General features: G+C 60.5%; 16 protein-coding genes and 2 pseudogenes. 6 read left to right on the top strand and 12 right to left on the bottom strand.

The features are described 5' to 3' along the window. Positions 1-17 precede the first annotated feature (17 nt). Positions 18-425, bottom strand: a pseudogene (locus CIT25_RS38515) (FAD-binding oxidoreductase); the annotation flags it as partial. Between the two features lie 563 nt (positions 426-988). Between CIT25_RS38515 and CIT25_RS20090 the strand changes: the two are divergent. Next, complete coding sequence (locus CIT25_RS20090; protein ID WP_095486259.1) at positions 989-4,678, top strand: PAS-domain containing protein; 3,690 nt, start codon at positions 989-991, stop codon at positions 4,676-4,678. Between the two features lie 69 nt (positions 4,679-4,747). Then, on the top strand, positions 4,748-5,455 hold the full coding sequence (locus tag CIT25_RS20085; RefSeq protein ID WP_095486258.1) for a response regulator: 708 nt from the start codon (positions 4,748-4,750) through the stop codon (positions 5,453-5,455). Between the two features lie 260 nt (positions 5,456-5,715). Here CIT25_RS20085 and CIT25_RS20080 read toward each other — a convergent pair whose 3' ends face one another. The 4 genes and pseudogenes from CIT25_RS20080 to CIT25_RS38510 form a co-directional block, all read right to left on the bottom strand. Beyond that, complete coding sequence (locus tag CIT25_RS20080; protein WP_095486257.1) at positions 5,716-7,425, bottom strand: tetratricopeptide repeat protein; 1,710 nt, start codon at positions 7,423-7,425, stop codon at positions 5,716-5,718. A 4-nt stretch (positions 7,426-7,429) separates the two neighbouring features. Continuing rightward, positions 7,430-7,597, bottom strand: coding sequence for a YjiS-like domain-containing protein (locus CIT25_RS20075; protein ID WP_280953381.1), 168 nt, complete (start codon positions 7,595-7,597; stop codon positions 7,430-7,432). Between the two features lie 57 nt (positions 7,598-7,654). Next, positions 7,655-7,921: a hypothetical protein gene (locus tag CIT25_RS37585; RefSeq protein WP_245329945.1), complete on the bottom strand. Its 267-nt coding sequence runs from the start codon at positions 7,919-7,921 to the stop codon at positions 7,655-7,657. 19 nt (positions 7,922-7,940) lie between these two features. After that, a pseudogene (locus CIT25_RS38510) lies at positions 7,941-8,090 on the bottom strand (class I SAM-dependent methyltransferase); the annotation flags it as partial. A gap of 2 nt (positions 8,091-8,092) precedes the next feature. Between CIT25_RS38510 and CIT25_RS20065 the strand changes: the two are divergent. Further along, positions 8,093-8,515, top strand: a complete 423-nt coding sequence (locus tag CIT25_RS20065) for an AbrB family transcriptional regulator (RefSeq protein ID WP_095486254.1) — start codon at positions 8,093-8,095, stop codon at positions 8,513-8,515. 115 nt (positions 8,516-8,630) lie between these two features. Here CIT25_RS20065 and CIT25_RS20060 read toward each other — a convergent pair whose 3' ends face one another. The 7 genes from CIT25_RS20060 to CIT25_RS20030 form a co-directional block, all read right to left on the bottom strand. After that, the gene (locus CIT25_RS20060) at positions 8,631-10,022 is read right to left on the bottom strand and encodes a glycosyltransferase (RefSeq protein WP_095486253.1); all 1,392 of its coding nucleotides are present in this window, start codon (positions 10,020-10,022) and stop codon (positions 8,631-8,633) included. 496 nt (positions 10,023-10,518) lie between these two features. After that, positions 10,519-11,268, bottom strand: a complete 750-nt coding sequence (locus CIT25_RS20055) for a ribonuclease activity regulator RraA (RefSeq protein WP_095486252.1) — start codon at positions 11,266-11,268, stop codon at positions 10,519-10,521. 23 nt (positions 11,269-11,291) lie between these two features. Next, a complete protein-coding gene (locus CIT25_RS20050; RefSeq protein ID WP_095486251.1) occupies positions 11,292-12,455 on the bottom strand; it encodes a mandelate racemase/muconate lactonizing enzyme family protein in 1,164 nt (387 codons plus the stop codon). Positions 12,456-12,485: 30 nt separating this feature from the next. Continuing rightward, positions 12,486-13,583 (bottom strand): ABC transporter ATP-binding protein, encoded by a 1,098-nt coding sequence (locus CIT25_RS20045; protein WP_095486250.1) that lies wholly within the window; start codon positions 13,581-13,583, stop codon positions 12,486-12,488. Positions 13,584-13,593: 10 nt separating this feature from the next. Beyond that, the gene (locus tag CIT25_RS20040; RefSeq protein ID WP_095486249.1) at positions 13,594-14,484 is read right to left on the bottom strand and encodes a carbohydrate ABC transporter permease; all 891 of its coding nucleotides are present in this window, start codon (positions 14,482-14,484) and stop codon (positions 13,594-13,596) included. Then, a complete protein-coding gene (locus CIT25_RS20035) occupies positions 14,481-15,440 on the bottom strand; it encodes a carbohydrate ABC transporter permease (protein ID WP_095486248.1) in 960 nt (319 codons plus the stop codon). Before CIT25_RS20035 ends, CIT25_RS20040 begins: the two co-directional genes overlap by 4 nt. 77 nt (positions 15,441-15,517) lie before the next feature. Next, positions 15,518-16,996, bottom strand: coding sequence for an ABC transporter substrate-binding protein (locus tag CIT25_RS20030; protein WP_095486247.1), 1,479 nt, complete (start codon positions 16,994-16,996; stop codon positions 15,518-15,520). A gap of 212 nt (positions 16,997-17,208) precedes the next feature. On the opposite strand from CIT25_RS20030, the gene CIT25_RS20025 reads away from it, so the two are divergent. The 3 genes from CIT25_RS20025 to CIT25_RS20015 are packed head-to-tail and all read left to right on the top strand — an operon-like array spanning position 17,209 to position 20,557. Next, positions 17,209-17,919 (top strand): GntR family transcriptional regulator, encoded by a 711-nt coding sequence (locus CIT25_RS20025; protein WP_095486246.1) that lies wholly within the window; start codon positions 17,209-17,211, stop codon positions 17,917-17,919. A 53-nt stretch (positions 17,920-17,972) separates the two neighbouring features. Further along, positions 17,973-19,139: a mandelate racemase/muconate lactonizing enzyme family protein gene (locus CIT25_RS20020; RefSeq protein WP_095486245.1), complete on the top strand. Its 1,167-nt coding sequence runs from the start codon at positions 17,973-17,975 to the stop codon at positions 19,137-19,139. Between the two features lie 59 nt (positions 19,140-19,198). Next, positions 19,199-20,557 carry a mandelate racemase/muconate lactonizing enzyme family protein gene (locus tag CIT25_RS20015; protein ID WP_095486244.1) on the top strand — a complete coding sequence of 453 codons (1,359 nt, stop codon included), beginning with the start codon at positions 19,199-19,201 and terminating at the stop codon, positions 20,555-20,557. Positions 20,558-20,613: the final 56 nt, after the last annotated feature.

The following is a 20,613-nucleotide window of genomic DNA, read 5'->3' as shown; positions in this document are numbered from 1 at the left end:
TCACTTGCCGTCACGACGCTGCCGTCGGCCAGCACGACCTCGGCCGCAAGCAGATTGTCAATGGTGAGGCCGTGTTTGCGCGTGAGATGGCCGGTGCCGCCTCCCAGCGTCAGTCCGGCGACGCCTGTGGTCGCGACGATGCCCGCCGGCACCGCCAGCCCATGAACGCTGGTGGCGCGGTCGACATCGCCTTGGGTGCAGCCGGCCTCGACGCGAACCGTTCGAGTCGTGGGATCGATATCGACCCGTTTCATCGGCGACATGTCGATGACCATCCCGCCGTCGCAACTGCCGAAGCCTGGACCGTTGTGGCCGCCGCCGCGAATGGCAAGAAGCAAATGCTTCTCTCGGGCGTAATTGACGGCCGCGACGACGTCGGCGACCTCGGCGCAAGGGATGATCCAGCGCGGCCTCTTGTCGATCATAGCGTTGTAGAGCCCGCGAGCCTCTTCATAGACCGGATGGTTTTGGTCAATAAGGCTCGCGCGGAGCCGGTCGGGGAAATCATACGAAGTTACTGGCTTATCCATTTTGAACCCTCAGGTTTCGGAGCAAGACGCGTCGGCAACTCGCCAAGACTAGATTGTTCGTCCTGGGCGCCGGACATTTGCGTTTCGCCGGTTGAATCTGCCGCACTGCGGCTCTTCTTGTCATACACCGCCTTCGTTTCAGACGTTTTTCTGTGACGCCGTGGGAATGTTTCGTTTGTTTCAGCGGCACGCTCGAAGGGGATGACAGGCGGCATTTTGTGGCTGGTTAAGATCCCGAGTCGTTAGCTCGAGCCGTGGTTTCGGCCGTGCAATCTAGGCCATTCATGTTTCGGCCGTTTTTCTGGAGCGTTGGATAGATTTCGTTTTCACGCCAGCGCTGGCGAAGACTCCCACGCGCCGAAACAGTTGAAACAAATCACGCAGCGTCTGAATGTGTGCTGAAACAAAGAGGGTCTAGTATCCGCCCTCGGGACATCACGCGAACAAAGGGAACGTCCATGCGGCCTGATAATCCGGTTACATCCACACCCACAGGCTATGCCCTCTTTGACGCCAACAATGTCCTCGTTGGTAGCAATCCGGAGATATTTGGAAGCCAGCGGCTCGACCGCGGCGAGATGCAGCCGATGGACGCCATTGCCGCAATCGCCGAAGCCCTCTCATGTCTGAAAAGTTTCGACGGCCGCCCCATCGAGCCGGGCAACGCGTTCGCTGAAAGCGCTGCGGCGCGATGGATGCAAATCGACGACGCTCCTGTTGAAGCGGAGACTTTGGATGGGCGGTGGAAGTTGCTCACGGCACATCCTCGGCCGGACGGTGGCATCGCCCTGGTAAGCGTCGACATTACTGACATGAAGCGAGCGCAGATCGCGCACCTGGAAAACGCCGAGATATTCCGCTGCATCACGGACAGTCACCCGCTGCCCGTTTGGGTGGTGGACGCGGGAAGCGGGCAAATCCTCTATGAAAGCCTCGATGCGTCGAACCTGCTTGGCCGAAAATGGACGTCGAACGAACCGCAATTCCTGACGGATCATTTCGTGAATACTGGCGAATTCGATGAAATCAGGTCTCTTGCCAACAACAGCGACATCGTGCGGGATCACGAAATCCAGCTTAGAAACGCGAGCGGATCGACTGTCTGGTGTTCGACCAACTGCCGTCGCGGTGTTTATGGCGGGCGCCGCTCGCTCATCATCGGGGTGTTGGACATCACGGAACGGAAGCAGCGCGAGGATCTGTTCGGTTTCTTGATCAAGCATCATCCGTTGCCGGTATGGATGAACGACGCGAGTTCGGGGGAACTCATCTACCAGAGCAATGCTGCCGAACGGCTGCTTGGATGGAGCAAAAAGGCGCAACGCGAGACGGTGCGGCTCGGCGATTACTTTGTCGACCCCGAGAAACACCGGGAAATCAATCGGGAGCTCATGCAAAAGGGCGTCGTCGAAAATTGCGAGGTGCTTCTTAAAAGACCCGACGGCCAAGAGTTCTGGGCCACGGGCAATCTCAGGATCGTCGAGTTCCAGGGCCGGCGAGTGGTTCTCGCCGGCATCGCCGATGTGACCAAGCAGAAGAAGCGTGACGGCGAGGTCGCTGCGGCGCGGGAGATGCTCGCAGACGCCGTTGAATCACTCTCCGAGGGGTTCGCACTGTACGACGAAGATCACCGCCTGGTCATGTGCAACAGCCTTTACCGCGAGCTGAACCACCCGGTGCGGGATCTCGTTAAACCGGGCGTGGAATGGGCCGAACTCCTTCGCGAATCCGCCAAGCGCGGCGTGTACCGCAATGCGGTTGGGCGCGAGGATGAGTGGCTGGACGAGCGGATTCAAGGCCGGATCGAGTTTCACTCCCATTTCGAAGTCCCCCTCTCCGACGGCAAATGGCACTCGGTATCGATACATCCCACCGATCTTGGCGGCTTCGTCGTAACGCGCGCCGACATCAGCGAGCGCAAGAAGGCCGAGGCTGCCGAGCGCGACGCCACGGCACTGCTGCAAAAGGTGCTCGATGCCTGCCCTTCGCCGATACACATGACCACGATCGAGGGAGAAACGCTCTACCGCAATCCTGCTACCAGAGATCTCTACGCCGACCGTCCTCGAATAACCGACCACTATGTCGATCCAGACTATAGCGCAATATTGGAGCGCACCCTGATCGAAAAGGGCAGGATCGATGATTTTCGGATCCAGCAGTACGACACCGAGAACAAGGCCTTCTGGGCTTCGATTTCCGCTCGCCTGATCGATTTCCAGGGAAGGCAGGTGATAGTGTCGAACACGACGAATATCACCGACATGATCGCCGCCCAGCAAGAAACGCGCAAGGCCAACGAGCGGCTGATCGACGCGATCGAATCTCTGGCCGAAGGGTTTGCCCTCTACGACAGGAACGATTGCCTGGTGCTGGCCAACAGCAGGTACCGCCAGATGCACGCGATAAGCGCGGATGTGCTCGTTCCCGGCGTGAACTGGTTCGAGTTCCTCCGCGTGACCGCAGAGCGCAACCAGTTTCCGGTTCCACGGGACAAGATCGACGACTGGCTTGCCGAGAGGGCAAGGGACCGCCGCGAATTCCGGCAACAGGAATTCCGTCACACAGACGGGGGTTGGTTTTTCGTCTCGAACTGTCCGACCCGCGAAGGCGGGTTCGTGGTCACCCGTGTCGACATTACAGAGCGCAAGCGGGCCGAGGAGGCCGCCAAGGAAGCGGATGAAATGGTCCGCAAGGTCCTCGAAGCCTGCCCCGTCAACATCCAGATGACCCGCGCGCATGACGGGAAGCTGCTTTACCGCAGCCCCGCCACCGTTGAGCTGCTCGGCAACGTGACCAGCGCCATCGACTACTATGTCGATCCTTCAGCGCGGATGCGATACGTTGAGCGGCTGCTCGCGATGGGGTTGGTCGACGATTTCGAAACCCAGCTCAAACGCAAGGACGGTGGAACCTGCTGGTGCTCGATTTCGTCTCGACTGATCGATTACCACGGTGAGAAGGTGATTGTTTCCCACGCCTACGATCTTACCGACCGTATCGAAATGCAGCAGGAATTGGAGCGGCAGCGCGAGACGCTGCACCAGAACGAGAAAATGTCGGCGCTCGGCGGATTGCTGGCGGGGGTGGCGCATGAACTCAACAATCCGCTCTCGGTGGTGCTTGGCCTGTCATCGCTGTTGAAGGAGACCGCAACCGACGCCAAGGTCGTGGAACGCGCCGACAAGATGAGCAAGGCAGCCGAACGCTGCGCCAGGATCGTCAAGACTTTCCTGGCTATGGCCAGACAGCAGCCGACGCGAACCTCAAACGTTGCGATCGATGACATTATTTCCGAAGCGGTGGACGTGGCGAGCTATTCGATTCGATCGTCGGACATCGGGCTTTCAGTTCATCTTGAACCTGGTCTTCCCCCGATCTGGGCGGATCCCGATCAGCTTGCCCAGGTGCTGATCAATTTGCTTGTCAATGCAGAACAGGCGCTGCACGGCTGGGAAGGGCGACGGACAATCACGGTTTCAACGCGGCTTCATCCCACGACCGGCAACATAGTCGTCAGCGTTGCCGACACGGGTCCGGGAATTTCCAAAGAGATACTTCCCCGCATTTTCGAGCCGTTCTTCACGACGAAAGAGATTGGGGCAGGAACCGGGATCGGGCTATCCTTCTGTCATCGGATCGTTCAATCCCATGGAGGAACCATCGAGGTCGAATCCCCCGAGGGGGGTGGCTCGACCTTCATACTTTCGCTGCCTGCTTCGGACCGTCTCGACGAACGAGCCGAAACGGCCGAAGACGAGCTCCCGAATTCAACCGGCATTGCTTGTCTGGTGGTAGACGACGAAGAGGAAGTGGGTGAGCTGGTCGCTGAGGTGCTCAGACGAGATGGTTTCAACGTCACCTTTGCCAGATCCGGCGAAGAAGCGCTGCTGCACCTCCAGAACCGCACTTTCGCGCTGATCCTGAGCGATCTGAAAATGCCGAACATGGACGGACGGGGATTGTTCAACCAGATTGCCAAGCTCCATCCGGCCGAGCTCGACAGGTTAGCCTTCCTGACGGGGGACACGATCAGCCCGGACGCGCAGATGTTCCTGCGCGCCGCGAAACGGCCCTATCTTGAGAAACCGATCAAACCTAACGAGCTCCTTTCGTTTGTCTCGAACTTGGTTAACAACAATACTTGACAGATCCATTGAATTGCACGTCACTCCAGAGGCAACTTTTCCATTAGGCTAGTTGCTCGGTGGTCGATTTTGACGACGCACGCACACGTAGTTGTCTGCGATGACGAACCGGATATCCGCGACACGGTGGCGGAATATCTGGAGCATCATGGCTATGCCGTGACGCCGGCCAATGCAGGGCCTGCCCTGCGTGAACTTGTTGATAGCCAGCACGTCGATGTGGTCATATTGGATATCCGAATGCCAGGAGAGGATGGCCTCTCCCTGGCGCGATATCTACGAGAGCACTCAGACGTTGCCATTATCATGCTGACCGGATCGGCGGAAATCGTCGACCGCGTTGTCGGATTGGAGATTGGCGCCGACGACTATGTCGCGAAGCCCGTGGACCTGCGGGAGCTGCTGGCGCGGGTAAAGGCCGTGCTGCGCAGAACATCGGCGAGCGAAAGAGCTGCGGAGAAAGCGAGCACTCCGGGCCACCAGGTCCAGTTCGGCAAGTGCCGCTTCGACCCGGACGCACACAAATTATACAACGCCGACGGGGCCGAAATAGCGATCACCGCGATGGAGTTCCGGCTTCTGAAAGTATTCAGCGAACATCGCGGACGAGTACTCAACCGCGATCAACTGCTCGAACTCGCCCACGACCGCGGATGGGATCCCTTCGATCGCAGCATCGACATTCGCGTTTCGCGCCTGCGGAAGAAAATTGAGGTCGATCCCTCCAAGCCGGAGGTGATCAGGACAATCCGCGGCATGGGTTACCTCTACTCTTGAGCGCGCCGCTGCCTAGTTGGACCGGCGCAGCCCTTGCGGCCGAGGTATTGCGATTTTGTGGCTCCCCCGCTCAAACTTCTGATTTTCGGGATCCATGCTGCGTTGGGTTGCGGTTCCACTATGACGTGTGGGCACTGAAAGGCAGGCGTGCAGGCCAAGCCTGTCTTCTCGACACCTGGAATTGTGTGCCGCAGCCGCCGGGTTGCGAGGCTGCGACACGTTTCCTGAGCCGACAACGACGCCGGCACCTTAAGCGCGGCTCAGAGCCGTTCGATGCCGAGAAAGTCCGGCGCTCCCACCCAGGCGGCCTTGAGGCGTGCATCCATCTCTTCGGCGTCCGCTGCCCTGCCGGTCCTGCGGAAAACCTCGCGCAGGCCCCACAACGCCCAGGCGTTGTTTGGAGTCTGCTCCAGGACGTGCTCGAAAGCTGCCGCGGCCGCCTCGTGCTCGCCCATGGCCATGTGGATCGCGCCGAGCGTCTGTCGGACCGGATAATACCAGTAGGCCGGTTCCATATAGGCAAGGCCGTCCTCGATCGCGACCGCCGCCTCAAGCTTGTTGCGCGCTTCCTGTAGGTCACCCTGGTGCTGGGCAATGCGGGCCTCCACGATTAGCGCGCTCAATTCCAGCAGGTCCGGCGCCGGAAGTCCTCCCGCCGTCTCCGTGGAAAAATCGGTCTCGGCGGCGAGCTTGCGGATTGCGGTGGCTTCTGCGCGCGCCGCCTCGCTCGCACCCGTTGCGGCGAAGGCGACACCCCTCGCATATCGCCAGGTTGCCTCGACATACGGCAGGGCGTTTGCCGGCACCGGCAGCGCGAGTATGACCTCGGGATCGCTGTACTGGGCGTGCGCAAAATAGGTGGCCGCCTTGATCGGCTGCAGCCCAGCCACCTTTCTGGCCATGGTGTCGGAGACCAGCGCTTCGAGCTTTTTGGCCGCCCCGGCGATTGCCTCGACGTCGCCCGCCATCTGTGCGGAGGTCATCAAGAAATGCAGGTTGTGAGGATAATAGCCGTCCGTGTAGACACCGGGCGTGCTCTCCGGCGCTATGCTGACGCGCTCGAAATAGGCCTCGTCCGCGACCACCGCCTCGCGGTTGATCTCCAGGCTGTCGATCCACCGGCCGACCTGGTGATAGATGTGAGATGGCATGTGCACGATGTGTCCGGCGCCGGGCATGAGGGCGGCAAGCCGGTCGGCGTAGGGTTCGGCCCTTTCCGGCGTCTTGGACGCTTCGACGGCGTGGATATAGAGATGGATCGCGCCGGCATGATCCGGATTGCGGCCCAGCACCCGCTCCAGTGAGGCCACAAGCTTGATCGTGTCCGGCTTTGGCGTTGCTCCGCTGTCAAGCCAGTAGTCCCACGGCATCAGGTTCATAAGCGCGTCGGCGTAGAGCGTGGCGATCTCGTCGTCCTGCGGATGGCGTTCGGCCAGTTTCGCCATCGCCGTGGCATAGGCCCGGTTGAGGGCGCCCTGGTCGGTCGAAGTGTCGGCGCTGTAACGCTTGGAGAGCGCGGCGATGAGGTCCTTTTCCCGGCTGGAGGCGAGGTGCGCCAACTTGCGCGCCTGCGCGACGGCTTCGGCGGCGTTCGCGGCTGCCTCCGGATCCATGCCGGCGTTGATGTTGGGGCCGAGCACGTAAGCCTCGCCCCAGAAACACATGGCGCAGGTCGGGTCCAGCTTCTGCGCGGCCCTGAAAGCGCGCTGCGCCTCAGAGTGATTGAACGCCCACGCCCAGCGCAGGCCCTGGTCGAAATAGGCCTGCGTCAGCGGGTTAGCGGTGGTGACAAGGTAGGAATGGCTGCCTAGGTTTTCGAACAGCGGGACGCTTGTCGAATCCTCGGCAACCGCCGCCGCCTTGGCCTGGCGGTGCGGAAGGCCCGAGTCATGGGCATTGGCGGCGGGCGCCGCCAGAAGGGCGGCCACGCTCGCACAGGCCAGTAGCGGGAGCCTAAATGAAAGCTTCATGGTTTCAGCCCGCCTTGTCTTCTTGGCCGCGCTTCAAGCCGCGGACCACCAAACCAATTTCGGACCGGCTGATCCCGATGTCCTTCAGGAGGGCATCCTCCATTGCCGCAAGGGTCCGTTCCGCCATACGGTGAACCCGGTAGTCCCGGAAAGAGCGGTAAGCTGCTCGCATTATCGACATTGCAACGCTCCATGATTAACGCCGCGGAATGCAGCGGTGCCGTTGCATTTAAACCATCCCTGTTTCAGGCGTTTTTCCGCGCTGAACGCGAAGTGTTTCGTTTGTTTCAGCGCCGAGGAGCGCTTCCCCGGTGGTGTGAATTCCGAGCTGCCAGAGGCGCGGGAAACTTCTTTCTTGGCGCTGGATCGTGAAACCGGCGTCCGCGATCAGCCACGCTGGCTCGCGCGTCAGATGCCAGCCGCCGGCAAGCCAGCCCCACAGTCCGACAAGACGCCCTTGCAGCGTGCTCGGGGAGCGGAGTTTCGCCGCCGCCATGCTCTATGAACACCAGCCGCCCGCCGGCCTTCAGGACGCGGCGGAACTCAGCCAGCGCGCCGTTCGGGTGCGGGATCGTGCAAAGCGAGTAGGTGAGGACCACGGTATCGGCCATAGCATCAGCCAGGCGCTTCTGGTCTGCATTCTGCCGCCACTCATTGTTTGACATCCATGGCTCGGCAACCGACGGCATCAACCTGCGGACCTTATTGGTTCGGACAGTTTCTCATCGGCATTTCGATTGGCTCTCGCTTCAAGAGGGAGGTGGTCTTGCGGCTTCCTCGCGTCTTCGTCAGCAGCGCGGTTTTCATTCTGATCCTTGCCACCTTGCTTTTCGGTTATGCTGCCCTTCTGTGCTGGCTAACGGGACTGGACCTGGCCAGTGCGACCCTCGGCGCCTCGCCTGGCGGCCTGGTCGAAATGGCCATCACCGCACAAACGCTGCACTTGTCCGTCGGGCTTGTGACAGGGTTTCATGTTGTCAGGGCATTTCTCGTCAACGGATTCGCGACGAAGTTTTGGGTAGAATTTCATCGCGTCGGATTGTTTACCGGCCTGGACTGGATCGCCAGCAGATTAAAGAGACATCGATGATGCATCGAGAGACCGGCAGGTACACGAACCGAGCCGACGAAATTTCCTTTCAGCGGAAGAGATAGGCTGAAGACGGATGCAGCAGTCCAGGCGCGAACGCAGCGTCCCACAGCCGTCACTTTGTGGAGTCACTGCGCGTCGCCACCGCGTCCTTGACGGCATTCGCAAGGTTGGCGAGGATTCTCCATTCCTGCTTGAGACCTTCGAGCGTCGCCTCAAACGAACGGGTGCGGGTAGCTCGGGCACCAGCATGGCTCGCGACAGCGTGCGAATAGAGATCGACGGTCTGCTGCGCGGTCGAAGATTGTGAGTAGGAGGCCGCAGTCAATCTGGCTTCTTCTTGCAGTGCTGCTCGGCCCGGCGGAGTGAGCGCGCGGACTCTGGCGAGAGCCTTGGAGAATTGGCCTGGGGACGCATCGGCTGACAGGAGATAGCCGTTCTTTCCGGTGCGTACTACTTCACGGACTCCAGGTTCATCAAGCCCAACTACCGGAACGCCGGTCGCCATCGCCTCGACGAGCACAAGACCCTGGGTTTCGGAACGCGACGAGAAGGCGAAGACGTCCATGGCGGCATAGACGTCGGCCAGATCGGCGCCTTCGACCACGCCTAGCAGATGGCACCTGTCCTGAAGACCCGCCTCGTCCAGCATGCGGCGCATTTCGGACGCTGACGCACCGTCGCCGGCGACGACAAAATGCGCGCGCTCATTTTGCAAAAGAAACAGGCAAACCGCTTCAGTGAGGTAAGTCAGGTTCTTCTCCGGCGCCAGCCGGCCTACGTGCCCGACGATGAAATCGGTTTCCACTATTCCCAACCGGCTCCGCAATCTCAGCCGATCTCCATCGGCGAACCTGGCCAGATCAATGCCGGTCGGGATTGTGGTGATCGGTTTGGTGACGTCGTGGTGGCGCAAGAGGTCGGCAATGCTGTGAGTTGGAGCGATGATATGATCGCACAGGTCACAGTAGCCAGCCGCCAGGCTGAGCACGAGCCGTTGGAGGACCGGTGCATCCTGCGCAACGTAGTGGCCGTAGAGTTCGTAGCGGGTGTGATAGGTAAATATCGTCGGCAATGCTCGCGACGCCGCGGTGCGAAGGGCGGTGTCGCCGAGAAGAAACGGGTGGTGCGAATGGACGACATCCGGTTCGAAGGCGTTCAGTGTCTTCTCGAGCGAGCGGGTGAACGGAATCGGCACTGAAAAATCGCTGCCGTTAAAATTCTGGATCGCAGGGACACGAAGGATGTCGCTTTCTGATCGAGCTGCTTCCGCATAGTCCGGCGCGACGATCAGGACTGCATGCCCCAACTCACGCAGCATTTCCGACAACGACGCAACGCTGTGTGCAACGCCGCCGACATGCGGGCTGAATGTGTTGGTAAACATCACAATGTTCATGCAGGGCCTGTCGAGTACCGCGCCTATCGATCGAAGGGAGGTAGCCTCCAAAGCAATCGCCGCGTCCAGCTTGTCGAGCCATCGGATGATCGAAATCCGATCTTCCACAGTCCGGACTCCCTGCGACAACCAGGCAGCAAGTTTGGGAGCCTGGCGCTCGGACTAAACCCTGACCTTGCCGTCAAGGATCACCTTACCATCCTGAACATTAACGCGGAAAGCCTGAGCTTCGGCCTCGCGCTTCAGCGCTGACTTGCGCGTTTCGATGTAGGAAACTAGGGGCCTGGTGTGCCGAGCAAATACCAACTCGTCCGACCGCGCTCGTGACCTCTAGGACCGCGTCAAACGCCTCGCTTCGAGAACGAAGATCCCTCCCTCCTGTTCGCCGAGGTCGGCAAGAAGTGACTCTCGAAAACCCGAAACCAGAATCAACACAGTCCGTCAAGAGCCGACATTCGGCGGACTTCGAGGAAGTCTGAATCACGTCAATCCCGGCTGCCAGATCGAAAGCGGTGCCCCAAAGCGAAATTCGACTCCCCACTTTTTCGTAGACGCCGGCGATACCGCCAGACGGTCTGCCGCCCGCCGCAGGGTAATCCATGCGCTAACTAGGGTTCTCCAAGCGGTTTGTTTTGCGCCACTCCTCATACTCCCCGCGGGCATCGTCATGCAGCGGGTAGTAGCGCTGCAACGAACCGCCTCCCATGAGTTTCACTCGCGAGAACTCCTCCCAGTCGTGATGCTTCTGCGATTCTTCGATTACCTTTGCGGCCATCGCGACGGGGAGCACCACCACGCCATCGTCGTCGGCGACGATGATGTCGCCGGGGATCACCGTGACACCGCCGCAGGCAATCGGAACGTTGACGGCATTGGGGTAGATGCTGGTCTGCACATGATAATTTGGCGTCCAGCCGCGCAGCCATAGGGGCAGATCGAGCTTTTCAACATTGGGCCGGTCGCGCATGCACCCGTCGATGACGATACCCGCGCCGCCTCTGCCTTTGAAATACGTCGACATCATATCGCCGAAGACGCCCGAGCTCATGTCGCCGCGCGCGTCGACCACGACCACATCGCCCTCCTGCGCGTGATAGAGCACGTGCCGATGCAACTGCGTCTCCGGATCGGCATATTCTCCCTCGCTGAATAGATCCGGCCGCTGTGGCATGAACTGCAGCGTCAGCGCCGGCCCGACGATCGACTTCCCGTGGTTTTGGGCTACCGGTCCGACCATGTGCGGATTGCGAAATCCCATGTGGCCAAGCGTGCCGGCAACCGTCGCGGCGCCGATCTCCCTTAGCGCGTCGATCAGGTTTTTTGGCGGCCGCGTGATGTCAGGAGCATGTGTCATCGTGGACTCCGGTTGAAAGAGAACTACCAGTTCGTAACGGAACCGTCGCGGCGCTTAAGGTGAGGCGCTTCCCAGAAACGAAAGCTCTCCGCCTGGACCGCCTTTTCGTCGACCTCGACGCCTAGCCCCGGCAGGTCACTGACCGGATAGTCGGCGCCATCGAGTTGTGGTTGCACCGGGAAGAAGTCGGAATTGTCGAAGCCCAGCTTTCTTTCGGGCGCCCTGGTCTCGAGCCACGCGAAGTTGGAGACCGCGGCAGCGAGATGCATGGTCGCGGCCGTGCACACCGGGCCAAGCGGATTGTGCGGCATCAGGTCGACGTAGTGCGCTTCGCTCCAGCCAGCGACTTTCATCGCCTCGGTGAGTCCGCCGACATTGCAAACATCGAGCCGGTTGAACTGGTGGATGCCGCGTTCGATATAGGGCAGGAACTGCCACTTGCTGGCAAATTCCTCGCCGATGGCAAAGGGGATGTCGGTCATCGTGCGCAGGGATTCGTAGGCCTCCGGTGTCTCGTCCCGTATCGGCTCCTCGAGGAAATTAAGCACGCCGCGGCCGAGCTTGTTGCAGAAGCTCGCCGCCTCCGCCACCGATAGCCGATGATGATAGTCGATGCCGAGGACGACGTCGTCGCCCAGCGCCTCGCGCGCCTTGTTCATCATACTCGCGGTGGCGCCGATCGACTCGCGCGGCTCGAAGATGTCCCTGCCGTTTTGCCCGACGGGGAAGAAGCGGATCGCCTGCCACCCTTGCGCGCGGAGTTCGCGGGCTCGTTCTATGGCGACATCCCCCTCGGCCTCGTCTCCGGTCGAGGCGAAGGTGGGGACGCGGTCGCGCTGCTTGCCGCCCAGCAGCTCGTAGACAGGCACCCCCAATGCCTTGCCCTTGATGTCGTGAAGGGCGATGTCGATGGCGGAAATCGCCGCCTGCAGAACTCGCCCGCCCTCGAAGTACTGGCTGCGATAAATTTCCTGCCAGATCCGGCCAATCTGCATCGGGTCGCGGCCGATGAGGAACTCGCGATAGTGCTCTACCGCGCCGGCCACGGCCTTCTCGCGACCGCTCAAGCCGCTCTCGCCCCAGCCGAAGATGCCTTGGTCGGTCTCGACCTTGACGAGCATCTGGTTGCGCGTTCCTACCCATACTGGATAGGGCTTGATCGCGGTGATCTTAAGCCTCTCAGTCATCTACGCCCACGTTCCACGCGCCGCCCTATCTCAGTTGGCCGTGAGGGCCATTTCAGTTTCGCCGTCGAACAGATGCATCCGCTCCTGATCGAACTCGAGCCAGATCTGTTCGTCAGGTGCGACGGCGATGTTGGGAGGCACGCTGATGTTGACGATGGCGCCGGAGAGGAACGCCTGCACGAAGGTGACGTCTCCGGTTGGTTCCACCGTAAAGGCCTTGGCCGGAATGGCACCGGGGACCGCGCTGTTGTGCAGCTTGATCGTCGAGTGTCGCGCTCCGAGCACGACCTTCTTGGTCGTCGCCCTCTGGACCTTGCGCGCGTTGAGTTGCGACAGCTCGAGGCTCCAGCCTTCCGCGCTGGTCAACACGGTGTTGCCGTTTGCCGTCGATGCCTCCAGCGGAATAAGGCTCATCGCCGGGCTGCCTATGAAGCTCGCGACAAACATGTTCACGGGATGGGCGAAAACCTGTGCCGGCGAATCGTATTGCTGCAGATAGCCACCGTTCATTACCGCCATCCTGTCTGCCATGGTCACGGCCTCGAGCTGGTCGTGCGTTACATAGATGATCGTCGCCTTCAGGTCCTGATGGAACCGCTTTATTTCGGACCGCATCTGCACGCGCAGTTTGGCATCGAGGTTAGAGAGCGGCTCATCCATCAGGAACACAGCGGGGTCGCGGACGAGGGCACGGCCCAGGGCCACACGCTGCTGCTGTCCGCCCGAAAGTTCGCGCGGCTTGCGCTCGAGCAAGTGCGTCATGTCGAGCACTCGCGCCGCTTCCTTGACCTTCTTGTCAATCTCGTCCCTGGGGAGTTTGCGCATCTGCAACGGGAACGCCAGGTTCTTGTAGACCGATTTCTGCGGGTAGAGCGCGTAGTTCTGGAACACCATTGCGATGTCGCGGTCCTTGGGGTCGAGGTCGTTGACCACTCGTTCCCCGATGACGATGTCGCCCGATGTGATTGGGATCAGCCCCGCGACGAGATTAAGCGTGGTCGTCTTGCCGCAGCCTGAAGGGCCGACTAACGCAACGAATTCGCCGTCATTGACCGTCAACGAAACGTCGTTGACGGCTTTGAAGCTGCCATAGGTCTTGACGAGATCTTTGAGGACCACGTGGGCCATCGGCAACTCCTTAATGCTTGACCGCGCCTTCTGTAAGGGCGCGTACGAAGTATCGTTGCAGGACGAGGAACAGCACCACGACGGGCACGCTCATCATAAAGCTGGCCGCCATCAGGCCCGGAAAGTCCGTCGTATTTTCCGAGAAGAAGCGCTGGATGCCGACCGGCAGTGTCAGCTGGTCGTTTTTGGAGAGGAAGGTGTAGGCGTAGATGTATTCGTTCCACGCGCCGATGAAGGAATAGATCGCGGTGGCGATGATCCCCGGCGTCGAGAGCGGCATCACGATCAGGATGAAGGCCTGGAACCGCGTTGCGCCATCGATGCGCGCCGCCTGCTCGAGCTGCACCGGGATGTTGTCGTAAAAGCCCTTGAGCAGCCAGATCGCCAGCGGCAGGCCGAAGGTGAGATAGGTGAGGATCAGCGAGCCATGTGTGTTCACCAGCCCCAGCACGCGCATCAGGATGAAGAGCGGCACGAGAAAGATCACGGCCGGGAACATGTTGCGCAGCAGCACCGAGAAGAACAGGAAGTTTCGGCCGGGGAAACTGAAGCGGGAAAACGCGTAGGCCGCAGGGACAGCCACGATCACCGAAAGGATTGTCGTGACGGTCGAGACGAAAAGGCTGTTCCAGAAGAAGCGGAGGAAGTCCTGACCGACGCTGTTCTGCGGATCGAGCAGCTTTTGATAGCTGGCGAGGGTAGGCTGGTCCGGCCACCATTGCGGCGGGAATTGCATCGCCGCGAACCCAGACTTGATCGAAGTGATCAGCATCCAGATCATCGGCAGCGCGGTGTAAAGCAGCATGAAAACGAGGAAGATGCGCCCGGCCCACCGCCATCCGTCGACACGCATGCGGCGCCGGGTCTGACCTCGAGGGGCTGTCTCGACAATCGTGCTCATGCGCTCCCTTCTTTCCGCTCGTTGCCGCTTAGCGCACGGACGTAGAAGTAGCCCAGCGTCATCAGGATGAGGAACAGGAGCACCGAATAGGCCGATGCCACGCCCCAGAGCTGTCGGCCGAAGGCGAGCTCATAAATGTGGGTGATCCAGATATGCGATGCGTTCGACGGCCCGCCGCCGGTCATGATCCAGGGGATGATGAAGGAATTGAAGTTGGCCACCGCGAGCAGCAGGATCGTCACTGTCGAGACGTTGCGCAAATGCGGGAAGGTGACGTGCCAGAAGCGCTGCCATGCACTGGCTCCGTCGACTTTTGCAGCGCTCAGCAACTGTTCGGGGACTGTCTGCAGGCCGGCCATCATCATGATCATGGCAAACGGAAACTCGCGCCAGATATTGACAACGATCAGGGATGGCAGCACCGTGCTGACGCTGTCGATGAAATTCGGCGGCCGGTCGGCCAATCCGAGGCCGACCAGCACTGCGCCGATGATCCCGAAGTCCGAATGGTAGATCCACCTCCAGATATAGGAGGCGGCGACCGCGCTGATGACCCAGGGAACGATCAGGACAGCGCGCAGGACACCACGGCCGATAAAATCGCGGTGGAGCGCCAGCGCTGCGGCAAACCCCAGGACAAAAGAGATGAAAGTGGATCCCACTGTCCAGATCAGAGTGTTCCAGGTGACTTTCCAGAACACACGACTGGCGAGGATGGTCGTGTAGTTGTCGAAGCCGATAAAGGTCTTGTCGCGGAGCTGTAGGCCAGGCGGCGTCTTAAAGAACGACAGCTCGATCGTGTAGTAGATCGGATAGGCGATGACGATGAGCATCACGGCGATCGCAGGGAGCACGTATGCGTAGTCGGCGCGATGCTCCCATATCTTCCGCAACAAGCCGGATTTACCGGGTTGCAATATTCGGCGAGCCTCGGCCTTGCCGGTCACGATCGTCACTGTGGCGTGCCCTCGTTCTTCGGAACGAGCCGGCTGCACTATCGGCGCAGCCGGCCAGATCGCAGGTCAGGCTTGGACTAGAGTCCGCCCATCAGATCTTTGACCTTCTGGGCCGCGTCGTCCGCTGCCTGGTCGACGGTCATCGCTCCGGTCAGGGCATTCTGCAGCATGTCCGGGACGATGATGTTCATGATCTCGGGGGATTGCGGCAGCGCTGGGAACGGGATGCCATATGGCAGCATCGAGGTCGTCACATCGAGGAACTCGATGTTGTCGAGACGTTCCTTCATCCATTTGGTCTTGAAACCATTAAGGTTGCCTGGGTTCGAGCCGGCGTAGGCCATCTTCAGCGACCACTCAGGGCTCGCCCACATGCAGATGATGGCCTTTGCAGCCGGCTCGTCTACCTTGCCGCCCTCGACATATTCGGGCTTCAGAATGTGAATGTTCGAGCCGCCGAACACGACGGCGCGCTTGCCGTCGGGGCCAGTCGGAATCAGGCCGTAGCGCATGTTGTCGATGACGGTCTGCGCCTTGTCTTTGTCGGTGCCTGTCGCCTTCTTCTGCAGGTCGAGCATCACGTCGTAGTCGGACGGGTGCGAGATCATCATGCCAAGCTGGCCGGCGAGGAACAGGGGCTGGTTATCGGCCTGCTGGTTGGTGAGTGCCGAAACCGGAACCGATTTGTCGCGAACGTACATGTCGTATGAGGCTTGCAGCGCTGCCTTGCTCTGCGGGCTGCCGAGTTGGACCTCCTCATAGGTCGGGTTCGCGGTGGCTTCGTCGAAGACGCCGCCGCCATAGGCCCATAGCTGTGGCATGAAACGGTACGGCGTATTGCCGGCATTCTTGCGAGCCACGAGGCCGTAGCCGGCAATGCCGAGCTTGTCGTGGATCTGCTTGGAATATTTGACGACGTCGTCCCAGGTTGCCGGCGGCTTGTCCGGATCGAGGCCCGCCCGCTTGAAGATGTCGGCGTTCCAGATGAATGCCATCGTCTCGTTGTTGGTCGGAATGCCGTAGGTAACGTCCTCCCAGGTTACGGCCTTCATGGCGCCGGGCCAGAAATCATCGGTCGAATAGCCGACATCTTCGGGTTTGAGCGGTTCCAGATAGCCCTTTGACGCGAACTCGGTACCACCCAGGATTTGCAGGCGGACCGCCATCGGCGCGGCATTGCCCAGGAGCGCCGTGCGGAACTTGTCAAGAAGGTCGTTATAGGTGAGGGCTTGTTCCTCGAGCTGGATGTTCGGATAGGTCTTGCGGAAGGTCTCGAAGAATTCCTTGTAGTACTGGCGCAGGAGGTCGGGGTCGCCCTCGAACACGCCCTGATACCAGAAAGTCAGCCGTCCCTTGTAGTCGAGCGGGGTGACCTTGGCGCAATCGGCTGCCGTGTCAAAATCCTGTGTGCCGGCAATGGAGCGCACATATTCCGGCGACCACTTGCTCAGGTCGACCGGCGGCGCACCGAGTGCCGATGTGGACATCAGCGATGCCATCAAAGCAGTGGCGACAGTGCCGCGCAGGACCGCACTGCCGAGCGTAATCCTCGTCATAGGTATCCTCCCTGGTTCTCCATGCCGCCCTGCGCCGAGGCAAAGCGGCCTAGCTCGTACGACCGCGGGACGCCTCCCTATTCTATGTATCCCTTCGATCACCTTGTACGTTTTCAGATCGTGGATTGCCTGTCAACGCATAGGATCGTACATTGTTTGGGGAAACCGTGTGTGATATCGGGCAGAGTATGTACTGAATAGGGGAGCCGGCCTTGGCCGAAATAAGCGATTTTAAAGCCATGCCACCGGCTGAGATTGACCCCATAGGGGCCTCCAGCGAGGGCGCCTCAGTTTACGAACTGATTAGGGAAGACATCATCGAAGGGCGGCTCGTCGCCAACGAACGGCTTGTGGTCACCGACCTCGCCCGGCGTCATGGCACCTCGACCAACCCCGTGCGCGAGGCCCTGCAACTCTTGCGCGGGGAGGGTTTTGTCATATTTCTCCCCAACCGCGGGGCGCGCGTCCGACCCATAGATCAGGATTTTGTGCGGGATATCTATGAAATCGGTGTTCTGATCGAGCCGGCCTTGACGCGATGGTTTGTGAATATGGCGACCGGCGAGGACATCGCCGAGCTCGAACGTCTCCAAGGCCTGATCGAAGAGAACAACTTCGCCGACACGTTCAGGCACAGCGAGCTGGATACGGCTTTCCACACCGTGATGTACCAGCGGCACTATAACCGCCATGCCGCCGAACTTTGGTGGAAGCATCGCGAAGTGCTGCGAGCCGTGAGCCGGCGTTTCAACTTCACGCTTGCACGGCGTGCCGCGATCATTCGCGAGCACCGCGAACTCATCGCGCTCGTAAAGGCGGGAGAGGCCGACAAGGCGGCCGAACTCGTTTCTCGCCATGTCGAGGGTTCAGGCCGGCATATTCTCGAACAGATGCGAGCGCGCAACGCCGCTCGGGCCGGATAGAATGTCCGGTCCAGAACATCGTTAGCCCGACCATTTCGAAAAAGGTAGTTGAGATGAAAATCACGAGCATTCGGCCGTGGCTGATCAAGTCCGATGCTTCCTATTGGGGAGAGTTCCTTTTCGTCGAGGTGACGACCGACGAAGGGGTGAGCGGCTGGGGAGAGATCACGACAACCACAAGGCTCGCCAACCGCGCCCTGTGCACGATCCTGCGGCAGATCGGCATCGCCGTGACAGGCGAGAATCCAGCTCATATCGAGCGTCTCTGGCACAAGATTTTCCGCAGCTTCACCTACATGGGCAGCCGCGGCGCCGCCGTCGAATGCGTGAGCGCCATCGATATAGCCCTCTGGGATATCCGGGGCAAAGTCCTCGGTAAGCCGATCTACGAGCTGCTAGGCGGACCGGTGCGCGATGAAATCGCACTCTACACCCATCCTAACCAGGCCAAATTCACCAGCAAGGAGGCTGTGGTCCGCGAAATTTTGGACATCGTCGAGTCCGGACACACAGCGCTCAAGTTCGATCCTTTCCCCCACCAGGGCCGCACCGCCGATGGCCTGTCCCGCGAACAGCGGGACGGTTACCTCGATGGCAGCATGACTCGCAAGGACGAGCGCGAAGCGGCCGAACTCACGGCGCTGATCCGCGAAACGGCGGGGCCTGATGTCGACATTCTCATCGACGCGCATGGCCGCTTCGACGTTCCCACCGCTATTCGCCTATGTCGGAGCCTGGAGGAAGCCGGCCAGATCGACTGGTTTGAGGAGCCCTGTCCGCCCGAGAGCCTTAACGCACTCAAGCAGGTGCGTGAGAAGGTCAGTGCCGCGATCTCGTGGGGCGAGCGCGGCCACACGAAATGGGATTTCGTGCCGGTACTCGAGAACAAGCTCGCTGACTACATCATGCCTGATGTGACCTGGACCGGCGGCATTACCGAACTCAAGAAGATTTCCGCCCTATGCGAAGCCTACTACATCCCGGTCTCGCCGCATGACGCCGCTGGGCCGATCAACGTGGTTGCGGGAGCGCAGGTGATGATGACCGTTCCCAACTTCTACAAGCTCGAAACGTCGGAGTGGAACCTGGGCAAATACGATCACCTCATCGACAGACCTCTCGACGTTTCGAACGGCAGCCTGAAGCTGACATCGAAGCCTGGTCTGGGTGTTGAGATGGACCGCGACTACCTGCAGGCCCATGAGATCGAGCTGGACTAGCAACTCGATGCTCAGCGTGCGGGGCGGCAAGCTCCGCTGACCTAGAACGAGGACAAGCCATGCCAAAGACGGGTGGCGCCGACGAGGCGCTCAATCGGGTGAACGCGAACTCCAAGCCGTCCGACCTTCGCATCACCGACATGCGGGTAGCCGAAATCGTCGGTGCGCCGTTCACCTCGGCGCTCATCAAGATCTACACCAACCAGGGCATTGTCGGCCTGGGCGAAGTGCGTGACGGCGCTAGCGCCACCTATGCGCTGATGCTGAAGAGCCGGTTGCTCGGCGAGAATCCCTGTGACATTGACCGACTGTTCCGCCGCATCAAGCAATTTGGTGGCCATGGCCGGCAAGGCGGCGGCGTCTCGGCGGTCGAAATCGCGCTGTGGGATCTCGCCGGCAAGGCCTATGGCGTGCCGATCTACCAGATGCTCGGGGGACGGTTCCGCGACAAGGTGCGTGTCTATTGCGACACCGACGCCGACAAGCCAAGTGGCACCGAGACCGGCAAGCGCCTCAAGCAGCGCATGGAACTCGGCTTCACGTTCCTCAAGATGGATCTGGGGCTGGCGCAGATCTCCCACATCCCGGGCGCGGTGGTCGCGCCGGCTGGCGTGCTCGACGGTTTCCGCACGCATGCCAGCCGCGGCCGGGCACGCACGTTGGACGAACGCCGGGCGCGCAATGCCGCCTATGACGCGCAGAACGTGCCGCATCCCTTCACCGGCCTCCACTTCACCGAAAAGGGCATCGACCTGCTCGATCAATATATCCACGAGGTCCGCGAGGTGATCGGCTACGAGGTCCCGCTCGCCATCGACCATGTCGGCCACATCTCGCTGCAGGATGGCATCCGTCTCGCCCGGCGGATCGAGAAATATGCACCGGCCTGGCTCGAGGACGTGATCCCCTGGCAGTACACCGAGCAGTATCGGCAGTTGCAGCAGGCTACGTCCGTGCCGATCTGCACGGGTGAGGACATCTATCTCAAGGAAGGCTTCGAGCCGCTGCTCAACTCAGGCATCTCGGTCATCCATCCGGACTTGCTGACCACCGGCGGCATCCTCGAGACCAAGAAGATCGGCGACGCGGCACAGGACCATGGTGTCGCCATGGCGATCCATATGGCGGAAAGTCCAATCGCGGCAATGGCTGCGGCGCATGTCGCGACCGCGACCGAAAACTTCATGGCGCTCGAATATCACTCCGCCGATGTCGACTGGTGGGACGATATCGTCACCGGCGTTCCCAAGCCGCTCGTCAAGGAGGGCTTTATCACTGTTCTGGACAAGCCGGGCCTGGGGATTGACGACGTAGTCGACGAGGTAATCTCGCTGCACCTGCAACCGGGGGTCACGGGGATATGGCAATCCACCGAGCATTGGGACAATGAATATAGCTGGGACCGGACCTGGAGTTAGCCCAGACCCCTTCCCTCATTCCCCCAGGCTCACAGGGCCAACGACCGACCATTCGT

This window comes from Mesorhizobium mediterraneum (assembly GCF_002284565.1).
Taxonomy (GTDB): Bacteria; Pseudomonadota; Alphaproteobacteria; order Rhizobiales; family Rhizobiaceae; genus Mesorhizobium; species Mesorhizobium mediterraneum.
The sequence above is the reverse complement of the archived record's forward strand: the minus strand, read 5'-3'. Positions and strand labels throughout refer to the sequence as shown.

Coding starts and splice junctions, on each gene's coding strand:
- CIT25_RS20040 (WP_095486249.1), bottom strand. CDS start 14,484: ATGAGCACGATTGTCGAGACAGCCCCTCGAGGTCAGACCCGGCGCCGC.
- CIT25_RS20050 (WP_095486251.1), bottom strand. CDS start 12,455: ATGACTGAGAGGCTTAAGATCACCGCGATCAAGCCCTATCCAGTATGG.
- CIT25_RS20090 (WP_095486259.1), top strand. CDS start 989: ATGCGGCCTGATAATCCGGTTACATCCACACCCACAGGCTATGCCCTC.
- CIT25_RS20055 (WP_095486252.1), bottom strand. CDS start 11,268: ATGACACATGCTCCTGACATCACGCGGCCGCCAAAAAACCTGATCGAC.
- CIT25_RS20045 (WP_095486250.1), bottom strand. CDS start 13,583: ATGGCCCACGTGGTCCTCAAAGATCTCGTCAAGACCTATGGCAGCTTC.
- CIT25_RS37585 (WP_245329945.1), bottom strand. CDS start 7,921: ATGGCGGCGGCGAAACTCCGCTCCCCGAGCACGCTGCAAGGGCGTCTT.
- CIT25_RS20015 (WP_095486244.1), top strand. CDS start 19,199: ATGCCAAAGACGGGTGGCGCCGACGAGGCGCTCAATCGGGTGAACGCG.
- CIT25_RS20020 (WP_095486245.1), top strand. CDS start 17,973: ATGAAAATCACGAGCATTCGGCCGTGGCTGATCAAGTCCGATGCTTCC.
- CIT25_RS20065 (WP_095486254.1), top strand. CDS start 8,093: ATGGCTCGGCAACCGACGGCATCAACCTGCGGACCTTATTGGTTCGGA.
- CIT25_RS20030 (WP_095486247.1), bottom strand. CDS start 16,996: ATGACGAGGATTACGCTCGGCAGTGCGGTCCTGCGCGGCACTGTCGCC.
- CIT25_RS20080 (WP_095486257.1), bottom strand. CDS start 7,425: ATGAAGCTTTCATTTAGGCTCCCGCTACTGGCCTGTGCGAGCGTGGCC.
- CIT25_RS20075 (WP_280953381.1), bottom strand. CDS start 7,597: ATGCGAGCAGCTTACCGCTCTTTCCGGGACTACCGGGTTCACCGTATG.